Origin of the sequence: Marivita sp., from assembly GCF_051251565.1 — a bacterium.
Taxonomy (GTDB): domain Bacteria; phylum Pseudomonadota; class Alphaproteobacteria; order Rhodobacterales; family Rhodobacteraceae; genus Marivita.
The window spans coordinates 27333-47666 of sequence record NZ_JBPOFB010000002.1; the positions used below are offsets into that span (position 1 = coordinate 27333).

Sequence of the window (20334 nt, forward strand, 5' to 3'; positions counted from 1 at the left end):
TTTCAGGACAGCGAGAGGATCACAACCCCGCAGGCGACGATGGTTGCGGCCAAGAGGCGGCGCTGTGCCGGGCCTTCGCCCAACCAGAACACGCCGATCAGGGCTGCGAAGATGACAGATGTTTCGCGCACGGCGGACACGATGCCGATGGGGGCCAGTGTCTTGGCAAAAAGTGCCAATCCGTAGGCTAGGCCCGAGATCACGCCGCCTGCCAGCCCGAGGGTCAGCGCTTTGCTGCTGATCGCGCGGGCCCGATCGAAGCGCGAGGCGAGGACAAACACGGCCACGCAGATCTCGGCGGCAAAGAGCCAGACCACATAGCCGATGGGGGTGCCGGACAGGCGAATGCCGATCCCGTCCACGATGGAATAGGCGGCGATGATGCCCGATGTCAGCAGCGCAGCGCCGATCCCGCGCTTGTCGGCATAGCGCACGGCGGCCAAGATCATGATCCCGGCAGAGACCGTCAGAATCCCGATCCATGCCCAGAGTGACAGATATTCATCGGCCCACACCATTGCGCCCAGCGCCACCATCACCGGCGCTGTGCCGCGGGCGATGGGATAGATCAGAGACAGATCGCCGAAGCGATACGAGACATTGAGGAAATAGTAATAGGCCCAGTGGATCACGGTTGACGCGATGATGAACGGAAACGCCTGGGCAACTGGTACAGGGACAAACGGCAACAGCAGCAACGCTGGCACGCAATGCCCGGTGGCCACCAACCCCAACGTAATCGCCCGGTCGCCAGACGCCTTGACCAACGCGTTCCACAGCGCATGCAACAGCGCGGCAAGAAGGACGATGGCAAGAACGGCAGTGGTCACCCTTGGGCCTTGATGGCGTCGATGACGACGGTGAGCGCTGCGTCGAGGTCTTGTTTGTCGATGACCAGCGGAGGCGACAGAGTCAAGACATTGCCCGCGCTGATCTTGAAGCTGAGACCGTGGTCGAGACAGGTGTAGTAAATGCGTTCTGCCCGGTCTGGATCGGGCGTGCGGCTTTCTTTGTCGGTCACGATCTCGACGCCAAACATCAGGCCACGCCCGCGAATGTCACCGACATTTGGGTGGTCTTGAAGCGCGCTTTTCAGGCGGTCTTGGGCATGCGTGCCGAGGCTGGCCGCGCGGTCGACCAGCCCTTCGTCTTCTATGATGTCCAGCGTTGTCAGTGCGGCCCGCGCTGTCATGGGGTTCTTTTCGTGTGTGTAGTGACCGATGGCGAAATCGCCTGCCACGTTCAAACGTTCATGCGCAAGGATGGCCGCAATGGGCAGCATCCCGCCGCCAAGCGCTTTGCCCAGCACCACGATGTCGGGGGTGATGTCGTCATGATCAAACGCGAACATCTTGCCGGTTTTGCCAAGGCCTGTTGGGATCTCGTCCATGATGAGCAGCGCGCCCTGTTTGTGGCAGGCGTTTTGCACCGCTTGCCAGTAGCCCGGCGGAGGCACGACAGGAACGGCGCGCATGGGTTCGGCGATAACGGCAGCGACATCGCCTTCGCGCTCAAGGGCGTATTCGACCATCTTGGCGCAGGCGAGGGCGCAGGTTTCCGGGCCCGGATGGCCGTAGGCGCAGTGGTAGCAGTGGAAGGGTGCGACGTGTTCTGCGCCGGGCAGAAGCGGACCAGCAATGTGACTGCGGAAGGTCGCTTCGCCGCCGACGCTGGACGCGCCAAACCCTGCTCCATGAAACGCGTCCCAAAAGCTGATGGTTTTAAATCGACCGGTGGCGGCACGGGCAAGTCGGAGTGCCACTTCAACCGCGTCTGATCCGCCTGTGGTGAAAAGGACTTTGTTCAGGTTGCCGGGGGCGAGTGTGCCAAGGCGTTCGGCCAGCGTGACGGACACATCATTGGTGAAGCGGCGGGGCGAAAAGGGCAACGCGTCGATCTGATCTTTCACCGCCTGCACAAGGCGCGGGTGGCCGTATCCGATATGGTGCACGGAATTGCCGTGGAAATCCATGAAGCGGCGGCCAGAGGTGTCTTCGATCCAGATGCCTTCGGCCTTGGCGATGGTGCTGAGGCAGGGTGAGGACAGCGACTGGTGCAGGAAGGCGTTCGCATCGCGGGCGAGCAGGTCGCGCGTCTCATTATGCGTCTCGCGCGCGGACCAATCGGCCCGCGCGGCGCTTGTGTTGGCTTCGCTTTCGGTGTGGCGGATCACCCCGGCCACGGCAGGCTGTAGGTTTTGACGTTGGTGAAGAACTTCATCGCTTCGATGACGCCTTCTTTGACGCCATTGCCGCTATCCTTGATGCCGCCGAAGGGGGACATCTCGATCCGGTAGCCGGGCTGTTCCCAGATGTTGCAGGTGCCGACGTTGAGGCCGTTGATATAGGCAATCGCGCGGTTCAGATCGTTGGTGCAGACGCCAGAGCTGAGACCGAAATCGGTACTGTTGGAGATGCGCATCACCTCTGCGTCGTCGTCGGGCACGCGCACGATGGGGATGATGGGGCCGAAGGTTTCCTCCATCACCAGTTCGCTGTCGTGGGGGACGTTATCGACCACTATAGGCGGGAGGAGCGCGCCTTTGCGTTCGGGATGGTAGAGGATGTTTGCGCCTTGGTCGGCAGCCATGTAGACGCGCTTTTCGAACAGCTCTGCGGCTTGTGCATGGATTACGCAGCCAAGCTCGGTTTCAGGATCCTGCGGGTCGCCGAATTTGATCTTCTTGGCCTTCTCGACCACCAGCGGCACGAATCTGTCGGCGACACTTTCCTGCACAAGAATGCGCTTGATCGCGGTGCAGCGTTGGCCGGAATTGCCTGTGGCCCCGGCCACAGCGATGGTCGCGGCTTTGTCGAGGTCAGCGTCAGTCAGATCGTTGCAGATGATCAGGGGATCGTTGCCGCCGAGTTCGAGCGCCGTGCGTTTGTAACCGGCTTTTGAGGCTATGAGTTTGCCCACTGGCACGCCGCCAGTGAAGGTGATGATGTCGATATGTTCATTGGTGATCATCTCGTCGCCGATATCGGCGGGCATGCCTGTGACCACCTGGAACATCTCAGGTGGCAGGCCTGCCTCATAGAGAATATCCGCCAGTGTTAGAGCCGTAAGTGGGGTCAGTTCGGTCGGCTTGCACACCATGCAGTTGTTGGTCGCAATCGACGGCGCGATCTTGTGGCTGACCATGTTCAGCGGATGGTTGAACGGGGTGATGGCGCTGATCGCACCCACGGGTTCGCGCATGGTGAAGATTTTGCGTGCCTTGCCGTTATGGGTCAGGTCACACGAGAAAATCTCGCCATCGTCCTTGAGCGCTTCGGCGGCAGCAAATTGGTAGACGTCCTGCGCGCGCTTGGTCTCGTAAATGGCATGCTGGTGGCAGATGCCCAGTTCCAGCACCAGCCACTTGGCAAGGTAATCGCGGCGCTCGCCGATCAGCTCCCCCGCCTTTTGCAGGATCTGGCTGCGCTCGTAGCGGGTGAGTTTGGACTGATAATTTGCCGCAATCTCGAACGCTTTGCGGGCGTGTTCGGCGGTTCCCATAGGGACGGTGCCGATCACCTCGTTGGTGTACGGGTAGCGGACTTCGAGGCGCGCATCGGTATCGACCATTTCGCCACCAATGCGCATCGTCTCGTGACGGATGTCGGTCATGCGTCGACCTCTTCCAGAGCGGCAGCTGTTGTGGCGTAGAAGAACGCATCGAAATTGCGCAATATCGGTGCGTTTGGCAAATCAATCACGCGGTTTACGATGAACGGGACTTCCTGTTCGGTCAGGCCGCCATGCGACCGCAGCGGTTCCTTGAGCGCGGCAAGATCATGGCGATGGGCGGAGGTGCCGATGGTCATGTTCTCGGTCGAGATCATGACGATGTCACCGATGCGGTCTGCGGGCAGGTCGTATTTTTGCACAGCCGTGGCTTTATCCACCACTTCGAGCATTTCTGGCAGGGCAGAGAGGCGGGTGATGATGTCGGCCTGATCCGCGCCTTCGGGCAGGTAGGCCGTTGCAAACGCGCCCAGCGCGCCGTGGTGCACCACGTAGGGATCGGTGATCGGCAGGATCACCCGCGCGGCGGCCTCGCCCAGCCATTCGTCCAGCAAGTCTTGGACGTAGATCACCGCTGGATCACCGTTTGCGTCATGCTTGGGTTTCATGCCGTGATCGGCGGTGACGACGATGGCCGCGCCCATAGCATCCAGTTCGGTCAGGTACTTGTCGAACATCGCGTAGAAGTCTTTCGCACCCTTTTCGTTCGGGGCAAACTTGTGCTGGATGTAGTCGGTTGTGGACAGATACATCACGTCTGGCTTCCACTCTTTCAGCAGTTTCACGCCGGCGGCAAAGACAAATTCGCTGAGTTCTGACGAATAGACCTCTGGCACTGGCAGGCCCATCCAGGCGCAGGCGTTCTCAATCCCATGTTCAGCCTTGGTGGTGGTGTCGGACTTTTCGGTCGAGAACGCGATGGCGCGGTCTTCGTCGAACTTTAGGCCTGCACCGAGCAATGCGCGCAGTTTGTCCTTGGCGGTCACAACAGCAACGCGGGCACCTGCCTCGTAGAACTTAGAAAATATCGTCGGTGCGCGCAGGAAGCGCACGTCGTTCATCATGACTTCCTCGCCCGTGTCCGGGTCATAGAGGAAGTTGCCGCAGATGCCGTGCACCGAAGGCGGGCGACCTGTGGCGATGGACATATTGTTTGGGTTGGTGAAGGACGGGATCACCGAATGGGCCAGACGGGCTGTCCCGGTTTCGCGGATGCGCTTGAGGGTCGGCATCAGGCCTTCGGCAATCGCAACCTCAAGGTATTCGGGTTCGCACCCGTCCAGACAGATCGCAATCGCGCAGGTCTCTGGTATTGGGTAGGTGCGATCATTGGCAATCACGGGCGTGTTCATTTGCATGTCGGTTCCTTCAGGCGGCGAGTTTCTTGCGTTCTTCCAAGGCAGCGATGGGGGGTGCCGCGGTTTGGACGTTCATATCGGTCAGGGCATCGCGCGCGGCGTCCACCACGCGGCGCATGACGTGTTCATCCATCTGGCCAATCACCCCGATGCGAAAGCTGTCCACGACAGTCAACTTTCCGGGGTAGATGATAAAGCCGCGCGCCTTCATGGCGTCATAAAAGCCTTGGAAGGTAAAGTTCGGATCGGCCGGGCAGAAAAAGGTCACGATGATCGGGCTGAGCCAGCGGTCGGCCAAGAGAGTCTCGAACCCCAGATCGCGCATGCCTTGCACCATGACATCGCGGTTTTTGGTGTAGCGCGCGCCACGGGCAGGAACGCCGCCTTCGGCCTCGTGCAAATTCAGCGCGGTGAGAAAGGCGGCAACCACATGGGTGGGCGGCGTAAAGCGCCACTGGCCGGTTTTTTCCAGTGCCGCCCATTGCGCATGCACGTCGAGCGACAGGGAATGCGAGTTGCCTTTGGACGTTGCGATTTCGTCTTTACAGGCGATGACAAAGCCGAAGCCGGGTACGCCTTCTATGCATTTGTTGGCGGACGAAACGAACGCGGCGCAATTGAGTTTGATAGGGTCGAGTGGGAGAGCGCCAAAGGCCGACATAGAGTCAATCAAGAGTTTTCTGCCTGCTTTTTGCACGGCCTCTGCGATTTCCTCAATCGGGTTCAGGATGCCACTGGAGGTTTCGCAATGGATCGCAAGAACGTGGGTGATGGTGGAATCATTGGCGAGGATTGCAGCAACCTCTTCCCCGCGCGGAGGCAGGTAATCGCCCTTGTCGAGCAGATGACATTCGCGCCCGAGATAGCCAAGCGTTTGCGCCGCGCGCAGGCCATAAGCGCCGTTGGCCAGCACCAGTACCTTGCCCTCACGTGGCACGAAACTTCCCAGCATCGCCTCAACACAATAACTGCCCGAGCCTTGGATCGGCACGCAATCGTAGTCAGGTGCACCATCGCCGATCAGAGCCAACAAACGGTTGCGCATGTCGCGGGTCATGGCGCGGAAATCATCGTCCCAGCTGCCCCAGTCTTTGAGCATGGCCTGCTTGACCGCATAGGACGTGGTCAGCGGGCCAGGGGTCAGAAGATACGGTTCCCCGAGTTCGGGTTCTGGCAGGGGCGTTTCAGACATGGCGCAGATCCAGTGCTGTTGTTCCACCTGATATGCGGTGGCAACTGACATATGTAAAATCTTTGTTCTCTATTGATTGATAAGATATACCTATATCGAAGCCACACCCTGCGGAGGTCCCATGCGCTATAGCCAATTGCGTGCGTTTCACCATGTTGCCCTGCATGGCGGGTTTTCCCGCGCGGCGCGGGCGCTCAACGTGTCGCAGCCTTCGGTGTCCGATCAGGTGCGCCAGCTTGAACAGCGGCACGATGTGCTTTTATTCACCCGCGAGGCGCGGCAGGTGCGGATGACAGATGCGGGCGAGGCACTGTTCCGTCTCACCAGCGAGATGTTCGAAGTTGAAGAACGGATTGGCGCGTTGTTCGATGAAAACCGTTTGGCCCTTTCTGGACATCTGCGGATTATGGCGGATTCCGCAATGCATATTACAGATGCAGTGCGCAGGTTTCGAGAATCCAGCCCAGATGTGTTCGTCACCATTCGCACTGGCAATACCGAAGACCTGTTGCGCCGTTTACGAAACTACGAGGCGGAAATCGGGGTGGTGGGCAATTCCATATCGGCCTCAGATCTGGACAGCGTTGATCTAGGGCGTACGCCGATCCTTGGGCTTGTTGCCAAGGAGTATTTGCCCAAAGACACACGATCCCTGCGGTTTCGGGATCTGGCGCAATATCCGCTCATTTACCGCGAGGAGGGGTCGCGCACGCGCGGGCAGGTCGAAGAAGAGGCGGCGCGGCTCAAGATCGACCTTGTTGCGTCGATTGAAGTCGAAGGCCGCGAGGCGATGCGCGAAGTTGTGGCCTCGGGTGCAGGGATCGGGTTTATCAGCGAGGCCGAGTTCGGACATGACCGGCGGCTTAGGGCTATTCCGTTCAGCGATGTCGATATCGGCATGTCGGAATCGTTGGTCACATTGTCTGCACGTCGGGACGTGCCGTTGATCCGAGGCTTTGTCAAAGCGGTCCAGAAATCGTTGGACGCGGTGGGCTAGAGGTGAGGTGCTATAGGCTTGGCCTATGGAATTATATCAAACTCCTGTCTTTACATATAAATCGCGCTTGGCATGATCCTTTCAGTCCTGGGAAATGCCGTGTCAAAATCCAAACTGAATACGCTCTTCATCGTGATCGACCAGTTGCGCGCAGACTGCGTGTTTGGCGCGCTTGCAGCCCATCTTGATCTTCCGAACATTCGGGCATTTGCAGGCGATGCTGTGTCTTTTCGGAACCATCATTCCGTCACATCGCCTTGTGGGCCGTCCCGCGTATCGCTTTTGACAGCGCAATACGCGTCGAACCATGGGGCGCGGCGTAATGGGACGCCGCTTAGACGGGATGTGCCGAACCTGGCCACGGTGGCACGGGACGGCGGGTATGACCCGATCTTGTTTGGCTACACCGACACGTCTCATGATCCCCGGTTCCTGCCGCCAGATGATCCGCGTCTGTTTTCCTATGAGGAACTTGCCCCCGGTTTTACCGAAGTTGTGCGCATGCGGATGGAGGGAGATTCCAGCGAATGGGAGACGCATCTGCGGTCTCATGGCTATGACGTCCCGCCCTATCCCGAGATGTACCGCCCCGTTGGCGACACACCGGATTCACCTGCGCTTTATGCAGCAGAGCATAGCGATACGGCGTTTCTGACGGATCGGACCTTGGCAGAATTGGACGGGCGTCCGGACGGGTGGCTTGCGATGCTGACCTATATCCGCCCGCATCCCCCGTTTGTCGCCCCCGCCCCCTACAACGCGATGTATGATGACGCGGATATGCCGTCTGCGCGTCAGTCGGATGACCCGGATTGGCACCCCTATGTTGCGACTGCGCGGTGCAAGAGCAACGTGGCGTCGACCGTGATCGGGTTTCCCGATCTTGCCAAGACCGATGACAACACGCGGATGATCCGGAAGCTCTATTTTGGGCTGGCGGCCGAAGTTGATCATCATATCGGGCGGGTGATGGCGTGGCTCAAGGACAGTGGCCAATACGACAACACGCTGATCGTTTTGACCGCCGATCATGGCGAACTGCTCGGGGATTACGGGCTTTGGGGCAAGATGACGTTTCACGACGCCGCCTTTCATGTGCCGCTGATCATTCGTGATCCGAATGCCAACGAACGCGGAACGGTTGTCACCGTGCCGACGGAATCCATTGATGTCACGCCAACCATCCTGGATTGCCTTGGCCTGGTGGCACCCCATTCCATGGATGGGCGAAGTCTGCGACCCTTCCTGAATGGCACGACGCCTGAGGAGTGGCGTCAGGTCTCTGTGTCTGAGCTTGATTTCGGAGATCCGATCACGCCCACCCTTTGGCAAACGGACCATGCTCTGCCGATTGATGCCGCGAATCTGGCGGTTCTGCGCAAAGGGCCGATGCGATTCGTTCAGTTCGCCGGGGGACTTCCGCCTGTCCTCATGGATGCTTCCAAGGGCATTGAGGCCGGTAATCTGGCTAATAATTCAGCATATGCGCAGACAATGCTTGATTTGATGCAGGAATTGCTTTGCCATCGTATGGTTAACACCGATGGCACGTTTTCACGGACCTTAATTACCGAAGACGGCGTGAAGGTGGCTTTGTGATCCAGTCTGCTGTCACGGATCTGTCATGGTTGCCAGTGATACAAAGCCCGGCTGTTCATTCGCGGGCTGACGTTACGAAGGAGACGCTACGCCAGAGTTTTGTCCTGCGCGCGACCAATGCTGCCATCGGCCCTGCGCGACCTCAAGGACACCCGAGATGACCGGACAAATCATGTGCCGGGACAATAAGGGGGAACAGCCCCCGTTCACCACTTGGAACCAACAGGAGATATAATGAAACGACTTTTACTCTCAGGTGTTGCCCTGATTGCACTGCCGGCGGCCGCGTTTGCCAACTGCCCCGCAATCACGGTCGCCGATATGCAGGGCGTTGCTGCGGGTGAATTCCCCCAGCAATTTGAGCTGAGCGCTTTTCAGGATGCTGCCGGTTGCACGATGGAATTCTCGGCCAATCCCGAAATCGAGGCGCTGAATGCGCAGATCAAGGGCAACCCGGACCTCCCGCCTTTGGCAGAGCGTATTCCGGCAGAACCGCTGGTTGTTGTGCCTTATGACAGTGTTGGTCAATACGGCGGCGAACTGAACGTCCTGTCCAACGCGACCGAAGCCGGAACGTCGGATTTTCTGTCCGTGCGTCACGTCAACCTCGTGCGGTATTCGGACGATTTGCAAACCATCGTTCCGAACATTGCAAAGTCGTGGTCTTGGAATGACGATTACACGCAGCTGACATTCACCCTGCGCGAAGGCCACAAGTGGTCCGACGGTGCGCCGTTTACCAGCGCCGACGTGGCGTTCTGGCATGACAATATCATGCTTGATACGAACATTTTTGAACAGGTGCGTGACTACGTGACAGTCGGCGGCGAGACGATGACCGTCGAAACACCCGACGATGTCACGGTGATCTTCAACCTTCCCGCGCCCAAGCCCGGCTTGTTGGTTCACTTTGCGACGTCTTATGCGCAAGGTTTCCAGCCAAAGCATTTCCTGGGTCAGTTCCACCCGGACATCAACCCGGATGCCGACAGCTTTGCCCAGAGCCTTGGCTTTGAAAATGGCTATGATGCGATCCTTGCGTATTACGGCAACTCGGATTGGACGGACACGCCGTCGCCTATGCTGTCGCGGTCCGAAATCGTTGACGGTCTGCCCAAGGCAACGGTCCCCACGCTCGAGTCGCATATCTACATCACTGATACGACCGAAGGCCGGACGCTGGTTGCCAACCCCTATTTCCACCAGGTCGACCCCACGGGTCAGCAGCTTCCTTACATCTCGACCCAAGACGAGCTGTATATCAACGATAACGAAGTGCGCATCCTCAAGCTGGTGAACGGCGAAGTGGATTATAAATCGCAGTCCGTGCGTCTTGAATCCGCGCCGCTGCTTTTGGAAAATCAGGAAAGTGGCAACTACTCGATCCAGTTGACGCCGACGGTCAGCATGCCTGCCTTCAGCTTTAACATGACATCCGAGGACGAAGCCAAGCGCGCGGTGTTCAATGACCTGCGCTTCCGTGAAGCGATGTCCATTGCCATCAACCGTGATGAGCTGAACGAGATCGCGTATTTTGGTCAGGGGACACCGGGTCAGGTTGCTCCGTTCAACCCGGAACCGTCCTTTGTTGATCCGAAGTGGGGAACCTACAAGGCAGAATTCGATCCTGATACCGCCAAGGCGCTTCTGGACGAGATCGGTATGGTCGACACCAATGGTGACGGGTTCCGCGAATTGCCCAACGGCGATGAAATGACGCTCAACATGCAGTTCTCGACACAGGGTATCGCTGGCCGTGTGGTCGAACTTGTTGGCCAGAACTGGGCCGATGTTGGCGTTCAGACGCAGGTCAAGGAAGTCACGCCAGACGAATACCGGTCGGCGCAATCGTCGAACAAATTGGATGTTGGCCTGTGGCAGTACGGGGCGCCTTTGGCGATCCATCTGGGCTTGAACACCTTCTTCCGCCCACCGTTTGGCACCTATTTTGAACACCGCACTGGGATGCTTTGGGGTGAATGGCTGGACACAAATGGTGCATCGGGCATTGAGCCGCCGGAATACGCTAAAAAGCTAGCCGCCGATATCGACGCTTTCCAGTCCGCAACTCCGGGCTCTGCCGAGGCAGACGCGCTTGGTGCCGGTCTGGTTGAGAACTTTGTGAGCAATTTGGTGATGATCGGGACCGTCAAAGCGCCCGAGCCAGTCTATGCGAGCAACAACCTCAAGAACTTCACCGAGTTCAAGACGTGGTCCTACGAATACTACCGGACCTATCCGTACCGTGCCACGCAGTGGTGGTTGGACGAATAAGGCCATTCGGCATCGACACGGGCGCGTCTTGTCGCCCGTGTCACCATTTAGAAACGACCGCAGTCTGATGAACACGCCGGGTCAACCGGGGGCGCAGACGCACAGCAGGGGCCAGCTTCATGTTTAATTTTGCGCGCTTTGTGGCGACACGCGCAGTTCTGGCGATGATCACGCTGATTATCGTGTCACTGGTTGTGTTCTCGCTCATGGAGCTTGTGCCGGGCGATTGCGCCGAACGATATCTGGCGTTCAAGAACACCCAGGGCTCTGGCATTTCCGCCGCCGATATCGACAATGAACGCATCCGGCTTGGCCTGGACCGTCCGTTCTTGGAGCGGTGGGGCAAATGGATCGTGAACGCGTTCCAAGGCGAATTTGGCGATAGCTGCATCCTGCGGGTGAACATTGCACAGCTTTTGGGCGACAAGTTCTGGATTTCTCTTGGTTTGTGCCTTGCATCGCTGATGCTGGCCTATGCGATTGCGCTGCCGGTTGGCATCATCGCGGCAGCGTCGGACAATGCGGTTCTCAATAACTCGCTGCGTCTGTTCAGCTATCTGGGCCTCGCGCTGCCGAACTTCTTGTTGGCGTTGATGATCATGTTGTTCTCAACCGTGTATTTCGGGGACACGCTCACTGGGTTGTTTTCGGCGGAATACCGGGATGCGGATTGGAGTTTCGACAGGGTTTTGGACCTGTTGAGCAACGCGTGGTTGCCGATCTTCATTCTGGGCTGGTCCGCGACGGCGTTTGCCTTGCAAACGGTGCGGGCGCTTATGTCGGACGAGATTGGCAAACTCTATGTGACGGCTGCATCCGCGCGCGGAGTGCATGGGCGCAAGCTCTTGTGGAACTACCCGGCGCGGCATGCGCTGGGCCCGATCGTGAACAGCCTTGGCTTTGACCTCAACCGTATCTTCAACGAACTGCCTATCGTCGCGCTGATCCTGACACTGACCGAGGCGGGCGCGTTGCTGATTGAAGCGCTCGCGCGGTCGAATGATCAGCAGCTAGCAGGCGCGATCATCTTCCTTCTGACCGCGTCCATCGTGACGCTCAACTTCCTGACGGACGTACTTTTGGCGGTGCTTGATCCGCGCGTTCGCAAAAGCATTGTGAGGTGATGCGATGACATCTGTTCCCGATCCCCACACGCAACCGGAATTGTCCGCAACAGCATCGGCACAAAAGTCGAAAGAGGCGTATTTCACCGCCTCGCAGGGGCAACTTATCTGGGCGCGGTTCAAACGTCAGCGATCGGCGATGATCGCGGCAAGCGTTTTGCTGTTTCTAGTCCTGTCCGGGATTTTTGCACCATTCCTTTCGCCCTACGATCCGACGATTGCGGGCAAGAACGACGAATACACCAACGGTGCGCCGCAGATCCCGATGTTCTGCGATGCGAACGGATGTTCATTGCGGCCCTTTGTGCACACGGTCGAACGGGAACGGTCGATGGCCACGAATTTCCGCTGGGTCACCACCGTGAACGAAGACGAACGCACCTATATCTACTTCTTCGTTGAAGGTTGGGACTACAAGCTTTTTGGCTTCATCCCAATGGACACCCATCTTTTTGGCACGCAAGACGGCTTCGTGCATGTCTTTGGCACCGATGCGAGCGGCAAAGACATCTTTTCCCGTACCTTCCACGCAATCTGGACATCGTTACAGGTGGGGACAATCGGCGTGTTGATCGCTTTTGTGCTAGCTCTCGTGATTGGCGGGGTGTCGGGGTATTACGGTGGTTGGATCGACTCTGTGTTGCAGATGATCACCGACGCGGTGCGAACAGTGCCAGCTATTCCCTTGTTCATGGCGGTGGCGGCCTTCATGCCACCTGAGCTTTCGGCAGAGGAACGGTTCTTCTATATCTCGCTGATCCTTGGTCTGATCGGCTGGCCCACATTGGCGCGGCGCGTGCGGACGCATTTGTTGACCGAACGCAATCAGGAATACGTGCTCGCAGCGCAGTTGTGCGGGGCCTCGTCGGGGCACACGATCCGGCGGCATCTTCTGCCGAGTTTCACCAGCTACATCATCGTCGATCTGGTGATTTCGTTTCCCTACATGGTGCTGTCTGAAACCGCGTTGTCGTTCATCGGTCTTGGCCTCAAGGATCCGGTGAACAGCCTTGGCGTCATGCTCCAGAATGTGACCAGCGCTGACGTGCTTCTTAACTATCAATGGTACTTCATCCCGGTGATCTTTTTCATCGCACTGGTGATGGCGTTTGTGTTTGTCGGAGACGGCTTGCGCGACGCGGCAGACCCCTATTCGGACAATACCAAATGACCGCCCTGATCGACGTTGAAAACCTTACTCTGAAGTTCCGCACCGATGAAGGGCTGATCACCGCTGTCGACAATGTCAGCTTTTCGCTCAACACCGGCGAGGTGATGGGGTTGGTGGGTGAATCCGGATCGGGCAAATCCGTGACCGCAAAGGCGCTGATGCATCTGAACGCGCGCAACGCGGTCTACACGCCCGAAAGCAAGATCACGCTGCACACCGAAAGTGGCCCGGTCGATGTTCTGTCCCTCAAGACCCCGCGTGACCTGAACATCGTGCGCGGTGGTGCGGTGTCGATGATCTTTCAGGAACCCATGGCCAGCTTTGCGCCTGCCATCAGCATTGGCAAACAGATGGTCGAGCAGCTTTTGCTGCACGGGGACTATTCCAAGGATCAAGCAAAACGCTGGTCGATCGAGATGCTGGACCGCGTCGGAATTTCGGACCCTGCAAAACGGTTTGACCAATACGCGTTCGAGCTGTCTGGCGGGATGCGTCAGCGCGCGATGATCGCAATGGCGCTGTCGACCCAACCCAAACTGTTGATTGCGGACGAACCGACAACGGCGCTTGATGTGACCATTCAGGCGCAAGTGATCGACCTGATGAAAGACCTTGTGGCCGAGTTCCATATGGGCATCGTGTTCATCACCCATGATTTGGGTGTTGTGGCCCAGACCGCCGATAAGGTGAACGTGATGTATCTGGGCCGGATGATCGAAGAAGGCCCGGTGCGCGAGGTGATCCGCAATCCGAAACACCCCTATACCCAAGGCCTGCTTGCTGCGCTGCCCAAGCTGGATGATCTCGACTCGCCCTTGACGCCGGTTCCGGGGGACATTCCGTCACCGCTGGAGCGCCCTACAGGATGTGTGTTTCATACACGTTGTAGCAAGATCGTCGGCGATGTTTGCAAACGCGTCGATCCCAAGGATCGGATGATCGACGCCAGCCATAAAGTAGCCTGCCATATCTACGACGAGGTGCCCGCATGAGTGATGTTCTGATCCGCGCAAAAGGGCTTTCAGTTGGGTTTCCCATCGGGGGCGGTTTGTTCAACAAGCAGATTCTCAAGGCAGTCGATAACGTGTCACTCGATATCGAGAAGGGATCTTTCTTTGGGCTTGTGGGGGAAAGCGGGTCTGGCAAAACGACACTGGGTCGCGCATTGCTCAAGGCGGCTCCGATCACGGCGGGTGGCGCGCAATATAGCGATGGCGAGGTCGATTATGACCTTGAAACAATCACCAAGGACCAGCTCAAGGATTACCGCAAACGCGCGCAGTTGATCTTTCAGGATCCCTACGCCGCGCTTAGCCCTCGGATGACAGTGCGCGACATCATTGCCGAACCGCTTGAGGTGATGAAGCTGACCAGGACGCGGGCTGAAACGGATGCCCGCGTGCGCGAAATTGCTGCGAAATGCCGTTTGAACCTTGAACATCTTCGGCGTTTTCCGCACGCCTTTTCAGGCGGTCAGCGTCAGCGTATTTCGATTGCCCGTGCGTTGGTCTCTGCGCCCAAGTTCATCGTGGCCGATGAAAGTGTCGCGGCGCTTGACGTGTCGATTCAAGCAGACGTTCTGAACCTGCTTAAGCAGATCCAGTCTGACATGGGCCTTACCTTTTTGTTCATCAGCCACGATTTGTCGGTTGTGGCGCACACCTGTGATCATGTTGCGGTGATGTATCTTGGCCGGTTGGTGGAAACCGCACCAACGCGCAAGCTTTTTGCGGCGCCGCGTCACCCCTATACCAAGGCGCTCTTTTCCGCGATCCCGTCGCTTGACCCGGATGACCGGGGATCGGCGCAAAAGCTGACTGGAGAAATCCCGTCACCGACCAATCAACCGTCAGGGTGTAAGTTCCACACGCGCTGCGCGTTTGCGATTGACCACTGCAAACAGGTGGAGCCGCAACTGGAAACGGACGGAACCGGGCATGACGTGTCGTGTCACCGGTGGAAAGAGCTGATGGTCCCGCAGGCTGCCTGATCAGCTTCCTGCAGCGCGCCTGAAGGGGACATGGGTCAGCGCACGTTTCAGGTCGGCTTCAAGGATGGGCGCCAATGCAAGCGCGCCGCTTGGGCTAAGCCGCGTTGATGTGATGTAGTCGCTCGACAGACCGCCTCGGGCAGTGCAGCGCGTGTCTGAGCAATATGCGCTCCAGGAATTTACGTAGGACATCTGTCCGGTCGCTGCCAAGCGTCTGAACATTGTGTCAACAGGTGCATTGATGCGCGTGGCGACGTCTATTGTGATCGCGTCAGCAAGAGCAGGCATGCCAAGATACATGCGTGCGCCGGGCACGCTGGCACGCGCCGCCATTTCTGCATCGAACCGCGGTTGTGCTGGAACCTGCCGCAAAACCGAAACGCGCAAGCCGCGCTCTGTCATCCAGTGAATTGTGCTCTGTGTCGCAGCGGCAACGTAATCCGCCTGCCGCGTCACGTCGATCGGGGTTCCGTCCATTGGGCCAAGGCGAAGTGCCGGGCGCTGAAAAAGCTCTGCACCTTTGGTGTCGGTGTAATAGGTCCAATCTGCGACCAAGGTCACCTGACGGATGCTGTGGATATGTGGAATGGCTTGAAGAACCTGCGCGGAATGTTGGTCACATTCGCGGCCTGAATGAACCTCAGCGGTCGAGAACCGGGTCTGTAACCCGTCAACGGGAATGCAGTTGGGTTGGGCAATCAAGAGTGTTGGTACCTGCGCGCGCCGTGCTGCTTCGGCAAAGCCAGCGCGAATGGTGTCAAGCTGATGATCGCCCCAAACAAGGGCCTTTGGTGGTCCGTCGGGCCCCAGACGACAGACATTCAGACCGGCCAAGGGGCCATCGGTGACCAACGGGCAGTCGAACACAGGCTCGGCGCTGTCGAGCGCGTGGATGTAGGCTTGTGCGCCATCGGGAAAGCGGATTTGAAAACCCTGTGCGCTAAGCCCGATCAGACCGTTCATGAACAGTGCAAAGGCCAAGACCCCGCTGATGATCAATCGATCAGACCCGACACGGGCTTCGAAATGCTGCCAGATCGTCCACGAGAAAATCGCAAACAGAAGACATGGAATGATAAGCATCAGGAAGTCCGATTGGCTTTGATCGGTGATGCTAAGTGCGGAATGCAGCAAGGTCAGGGGCACAGCCCAAAGGAATGTGTGAAGCGCCATGCCAAACCAACGTTGGCTTTGGGAAACGATTGTGGATGACACCGCGCTATTGCGGCTGCCCACGTACAAAAACGCCAATCCAAGCGCCACCAATGCGCGGGCGAGCAAGGTATCGCCAGAGGTTGTGATGGTCAGGATGCCGGCCATGAGATTGATCAGACCGATCAGTATCGCGTATTTCAGTATTGCAAACCGATGCGTGGCGATGAACGGAATTGCGCCAAACAAGAACGCCCAAAGCCCGCCAAAGGGCAGCATTTGAATGACCGGGCTTGGAGACATCGCCAGCGCCAATGACAACGCTGCAATCGCGCCCAATACGGTCAAGAGCCGTTGTGGGTTTTTACCAAGAACTGCCTGGAGAAGAACCAGGACGGCGCAGCACTGGGCAATCAGTGCCGGCAGCCAAAGATGATCGAACAACCCGTCAAACCGAAGCCCTGACCCAACCGGGAACAGCGCCAGCCCAAGGTTCGTCGACAGTGTTGCCGCTAGAAGAAGGGAATGGCCCAAGTTCTGGTATTCTTGGGGCAGGAACACCATCCACCCCACGGCGAACATCAGAACCGAGCAGCACAAGAGGCCAGTGAAATAAGCCTGAAGGACCGAGACAAGCTGGGATTTGAACACGTCCGTGCCGCCAACCAGCTTATTGGCGCACCAGCCGCCGCAGAACACGAGGATGATATCCTTGGCAAATGCATCTGCCCCCACACTTCCTGTGCCAAGGGCTGCAAAGATAAAGGCAAGCGCTGCCATCGCCAAAAGAAACTGCCGCATTTCAGAGCGGGCAGAATCAGTGTCTTTCAGATCCAGAATGTCCGAAATTCTGAAGGGACGACGGGCTTTCATGTATACACAATTCTACTAGCACGGCCCCCACCGTTCCGCATTGATAGCTGTTTTGGCGGTATTGTGGCAACGGGAAAGGCGGAAACAATGTGTCGTTCAAATTATGCCGATTTGGGCGACAATTGCCGTATCGGTGCCGCAAAAATGTCGGGTTTCTCTGATCGGTTTTGCGACATCGCCCAGTCATACACCTGACGCACCTGCCCGGCCTTGCGACCCCATAGGAAATGCGCATCAACCCGGTCTTTTGCTGCGCGCGACATGGGCTCAAGCGACGCCGGCTCTTTGGCGAGCTCTGTCAGTGTTTTGCGAAAACCTGCGATAATGTCGTCTCTTGGGCCGCAGGGCACTTTGTATCCGGTCTCTGGCGTCACAAGTTCTGCAGGCCCGGCGTAGTCGACGATTACCGGAACGACCCCCAAGGCCATCGCTTCGAGAACAACGCCGCCTCCGAATTCGCGGATCGATGGAAAGCTCAGGATGTGGGATCGGGCAAGGATTGCCTGCACTTCGGCATGCGGCACCCATTTGTGGAATGTCAGCCCCGTGTCGCATCCCAGTGACTTAGCTTGTGCTGTCAGGTGGTTGAACATCGGGCCATCGCCGATAATGTCCAGCGTCATGCGCCCTGCGCGCACCAAATCCGCCGCCGCCGCGATCAGCATGTCAGCGCCTTTGTAGGGTACCAACCGGCCGACGAAACAGGCCCGCAGAACGTCATTGTCCGGCTGTGCGATTTGATTGAACCGCGTCGGATCAATGCCGTTTTCGGGGATATAGACAGTTTTGTCCTGATAGCATTCCGGAATTTCGCTTTGGGTGTGGTGCGATCCGACAAGGATGGCGGACGCATGTTTCAACGTTCTGGTGCGTCCGGGCAGGTGTTTGTAGGCGCTGCGCAGATAGCTGAGCCATTCCTTTTCGGCACGCCGTTCCGCATCGAATTGGCGCGGCCAAGGCACACCGCCGTTCAGTGGGCCAAGGACAAAAGGCACACCCGCCTTGGCCACTTTTTTGGCAATTGGCGACGCGATGGTTGGGCTCAGCGGTGTGATCCGGTGGACGACATCAAACTCACCAGCAGTGATTGCAGGTCCGAATTTATTCCAGACCAGATGTTCGAACCATGGATAGATCAGGGCGTTGATCGCTTGCAGCGTAGTCCAGCCCTTGCCCTCGCCCATCCGAAGCTTTTCTGCGACGGCCCAAAGTGGGCGGGCCACCGCCTCTGAATCGATGGCGGTGAAATCCTGTCCTTCGATCAGCCCGGCCCGCAAGATCGCCTCTCGGTTTCGGATCTGAGTGACAAGATGCACATCCGCTACCTCGCGCAAGGCTTGCGCCAGTGACCAGCCGACAAGCGGAACGCTGACCCATTCGGGGTTCGCGGCTTCGGCAATGGCAAGCACGCGGGGGCGGGTTGATTTCGCTGACGTCATATTGGTCTCGATACCTACAAAACTGGACGCCACAGCAGGTGATGCCGTGACTGGTACGCGTTACGATTGTGACGCAAGGATTCGGCATAACCTGTCAATGCACCCGCCATCAGCCAAGTTAGCGGCGTCAGTGTGGCGTTGGGCAACATGTCGAACACATTCACTGCGAGGATCAGCGACAAAGGCACGATCAGCGGGGAAAAATCCTCGGGTTTTCGATAGCGGGTTTCGCGCCAGAGAAAGATCACAGGCAGGACCAGCAGACCAAATTCAGCAAGGAACCCCAGCCAGCCGAACTGCCCAATCAAGATCACCCAGCGGCCATCGGTGACGGTTTCAACCTCACCCGAGGTGGTGTCAAGGATCTGGTTCCGGTTGTAGCTGCCCCACCCGAATAGGGGCCGTTCCTGGGCACGTTCCAGCAACGCGTTTTCATTGCCAAACCGGAATGCAAGCGAAGCAGAGCGTTCCGGATCGATGCTTGCCGCTGCCTCAAGAATTCCATCCTGCGGGATCAGGTCCACACCCTTGAGCGCGGGATAGGCAATGGCAAAGCTGGCAATCACCACGGCCAGTCGCATCTGCCACCGCGCGCCCAACATGACGATGGTTGGAATCAGGATCGCGGCAAACAGCCATGCGCCAAGCGACTTGGACAGCACCAGAACGCCCGTGAGATAGAAGGCGATCAAAAGCAGCTTCCAGTTCGATGTGATCTGCTTGGTCCGCCAAAGCGCATAGGCCGAAAGGATGGCCATGAGCAGAAAGAACGCGGCCCAGATCCCGTGGTACAGGAACACCATCGGGCGGAAGCCGCCAAAGCGGATCGTCTGGATGAAATCGTGCTGAAAATACCCGTAGATCCACATATTAAGCTGCGGTGACAAACGGATTTCGATCAGCATCGGCACCGAATACAGCAAACCGCCGATCATGAACGCAAACAGCAAATCGCGCTGGTCTTCGGCACGATAGAGAAAGCGGCGCGCCAACAGAAACGGCAGGATCAGCAAAACCTGCTGAATCACCAGCCCGAGTGAATCCTTCAGCGTCATCGCCTGAATGTAGAATTCGCCCCAATAGATCGGAGTGAGGTTCAACACCGTTGTGCCCACAGGCGAGAACACGAAAATCAGCAACAGACCTACAGCCAGCGGTGATCTTGGCATCAGGTTGAGGTTCTGTGGATAGAGCCACACCCACATCATCATCGCGCTGAGCGCGGGAATGGTGTGTTTGGTCAAGGGTGGAATCAGTGGAAAATCAAATCCGGCCGGCGGTTCTGGCAGGAACAGGTAGCCAACAAGCAGGGTTGCGATCACAGCTCTGCCCGGCGGCAGTTTCAGGAAAAGAAACACCGTGACCAGTGGCCAGACAGCCAATGTGAGCGTTGCCAATGCATTTGGCATTCGGGGTCCTGTCTTTGTCCTGCCAACGGGCGCGGATCGCGTGTTTCAGAGACGGGCCGACGCGCATTGCGTCAATTCCCGGTCAGATGCTCGGAAGCATACTGCATTTGAATTTCGGCACAAATAGCACGGGATTGCAGCAAATGCGTGTTTCCGCGTTCAGGTGTTGGGGCGTCGCAAGTTGGTTGGTGATTGGTTTTGGCTATAAGCCGCCTGTGAATGTGGCCCTATTGGCGGGGGCGACTC

15 protein-coding genes are annotated in these 20334 nt (G+C 57.8%); 7 read left to right on the top strand and 8 right to left on the bottom strand.

Annotated elements, in window-relative coordinates:
* Positions 1–2 precede the first annotated feature (2 nt).
* Genes ACSHXH_RS02665 through ACSHXH_RS02685 form a run of 5 tightly spaced genes read right to left on the bottom strand, consistent with a single transcriptional unit; the run spans position 3 to position 6111 of the window.
* Entirely contained in the window at positions 3–830 is an 828-nt protein-coding gene (locus tag ACSHXH_RS02665; RefSeq protein WP_435670213.1) for an EamA family transporter, read from the bottom strand.
* A complete protein-coding gene (gene pbfA / locus ACSHXH_RS02670) occupies positions 827–2182 on the bottom strand; it encodes a (R)-1-hydroxy-2-aminoethylphosphonate ammonia-lyase (protein ID WP_435670214.1) in 1356 nt (451 codons plus the stop codon). Before pbfA ends, ACSHXH_RS02665 begins: the two co-directional genes overlap by 4 nt.
* Positions 2170–3612, bottom strand: a complete 1443-nt coding sequence (phnY, locus tag ACSHXH_RS02675; RefSeq protein WP_435670215.1) for a phosphonoacetaldehyde dehydrogenase — start codon at positions 3610–3612, stop codon at positions 2170–2172. Before phnY ends, pbfA begins: the two co-directional genes overlap by 13 nt.
* Positions 3609–4868 carry a phosphonoacetate hydrolase gene (phnA, locus tag ACSHXH_RS02680; protein ID WP_435670216.1) on the bottom strand — a complete coding sequence of 420 codons (1260 nt, stop codon included), beginning with the start codon at positions 4866–4868 and terminating at the stop codon, positions 3609–3611. The genes phnY and phnA overlap by 4 nt, the downstream gene beginning before the upstream one ends.
* 10 nt (positions 4869–4878) lie before the next feature.
* Entirely contained in the window at positions 4879–6111 is a 1233-nt protein-coding gene (locus tag ACSHXH_RS02685) for a 2-aminoethylphosphonate--pyruvate transaminase (protein WP_435670217.1), read from the bottom strand.
* A gap of 70 nt (positions 6112–6181) precedes the next feature.
* Between ACSHXH_RS02685 and ACSHXH_RS02690 the strand changes: the two genes are divergently transcribed.
* The 7 genes from ACSHXH_RS02690 (at position 6182) to ACSHXH_RS02720 (ending at position 15215) form a co-directional block, all read left to right on the top strand.
* Positions 6182–7057, top strand: coding sequence for a LysR substrate-binding domain-containing protein (locus tag ACSHXH_RS02690; protein ID WP_435670218.1), 876 nt, complete (start codon positions 6182–6184; stop codon positions 7055–7057).
* A gap of 72 nt (positions 7058–7129) precedes the next feature.
* Positions 7130–8656, top strand: a complete 1527-nt coding sequence (locus ACSHXH_RS02695; RefSeq protein WP_435670219.1) for a sulfatase-like hydrolase/transferase — start codon at positions 7130–7132, stop codon at positions 8654–8656.
* Between the two features lie 234 nt (positions 8657–8890).
* Positions 8891–10930 carry an ABC transporter substrate-binding protein gene (locus tag ACSHXH_RS02700; protein ID WP_435670220.1) on the top strand — a complete coding sequence of 680 codons (2040 nt, stop codon included), beginning with the start codon at positions 8891–8893 and terminating at the stop codon, positions 10928–10930.
* Positions 10931–11049: 119 nt separating this feature from the next.
* A complete protein-coding gene (locus ACSHXH_RS02705) occupies positions 11050–12054 on the top strand; it encodes an ABC transporter permease (RefSeq protein WP_435670221.1) in 1005 nt (334 codons plus the stop codon).
* Between the two features lie 4 nt (positions 12055–12058).
* The gene (locus ACSHXH_RS02710; protein ID WP_435670222.1) at positions 12059–13225 is read left to right on the top strand and encodes an ABC transporter permease; all 1167 of its coding nucleotides are present in this window, start codon (positions 12059–12061) and stop codon (positions 13223–13225) included.
* Positions 13222–14217, top strand: a complete 996-nt coding sequence (locus tag ACSHXH_RS02715; protein WP_435670223.1) for an ABC transporter ATP-binding protein — start codon at positions 13222–13224, stop codon at positions 14215–14217. Before ACSHXH_RS02710 ends, ACSHXH_RS02715 begins: the two co-directional genes overlap by 4 nt.
* Positions 14214–15215 (top strand): ABC transporter ATP-binding protein, encoded by a 1002-nt coding sequence (locus tag ACSHXH_RS02720; RefSeq protein WP_435670224.1) that lies wholly within the window; start codon positions 14214–14216, stop codon positions 15213–15215. Before ACSHXH_RS02715 ends, ACSHXH_RS02720 begins: the two co-directional genes overlap by 4 nt.
* Here ACSHXH_RS02720 and ACSHXH_RS02725 read toward each other — a convergent pair whose 3' ends face one another.
* From ACSHXH_RS02725 to ACSHXH_RS02735, 3 genes are all read right to left on the bottom strand, one after another.
* Complete coding sequence (locus tag ACSHXH_RS02725; RefSeq protein WP_435670225.1) at positions 15216–17168, bottom strand: SGNH hydrolase domain-containing protein; 1953 nt, start codon at positions 17166–17168, stop codon at positions 15216–15218.
* Positions 17169–17341: 173 nt separating this feature from the next.
* Positions 17342–18679 carry a glycosyltransferase family 4 protein gene (locus ACSHXH_RS02730; protein WP_435670226.1) on the bottom strand — a complete coding sequence of 446 codons (1338 nt, stop codon included), beginning with the start codon at positions 18677–18679 and terminating at the stop codon, positions 17342–17344.
* Between the two features lie 14 nt (positions 18680–18693).
* Entirely contained in the window at positions 18694–20088 is a 1395-nt protein-coding gene (locus tag ACSHXH_RS02735; protein ID WP_435670227.1) for an O-antigen ligase family protein, read from the bottom strand.
* Positions 20089–20334 lie beyond the last annotated feature (246 nt).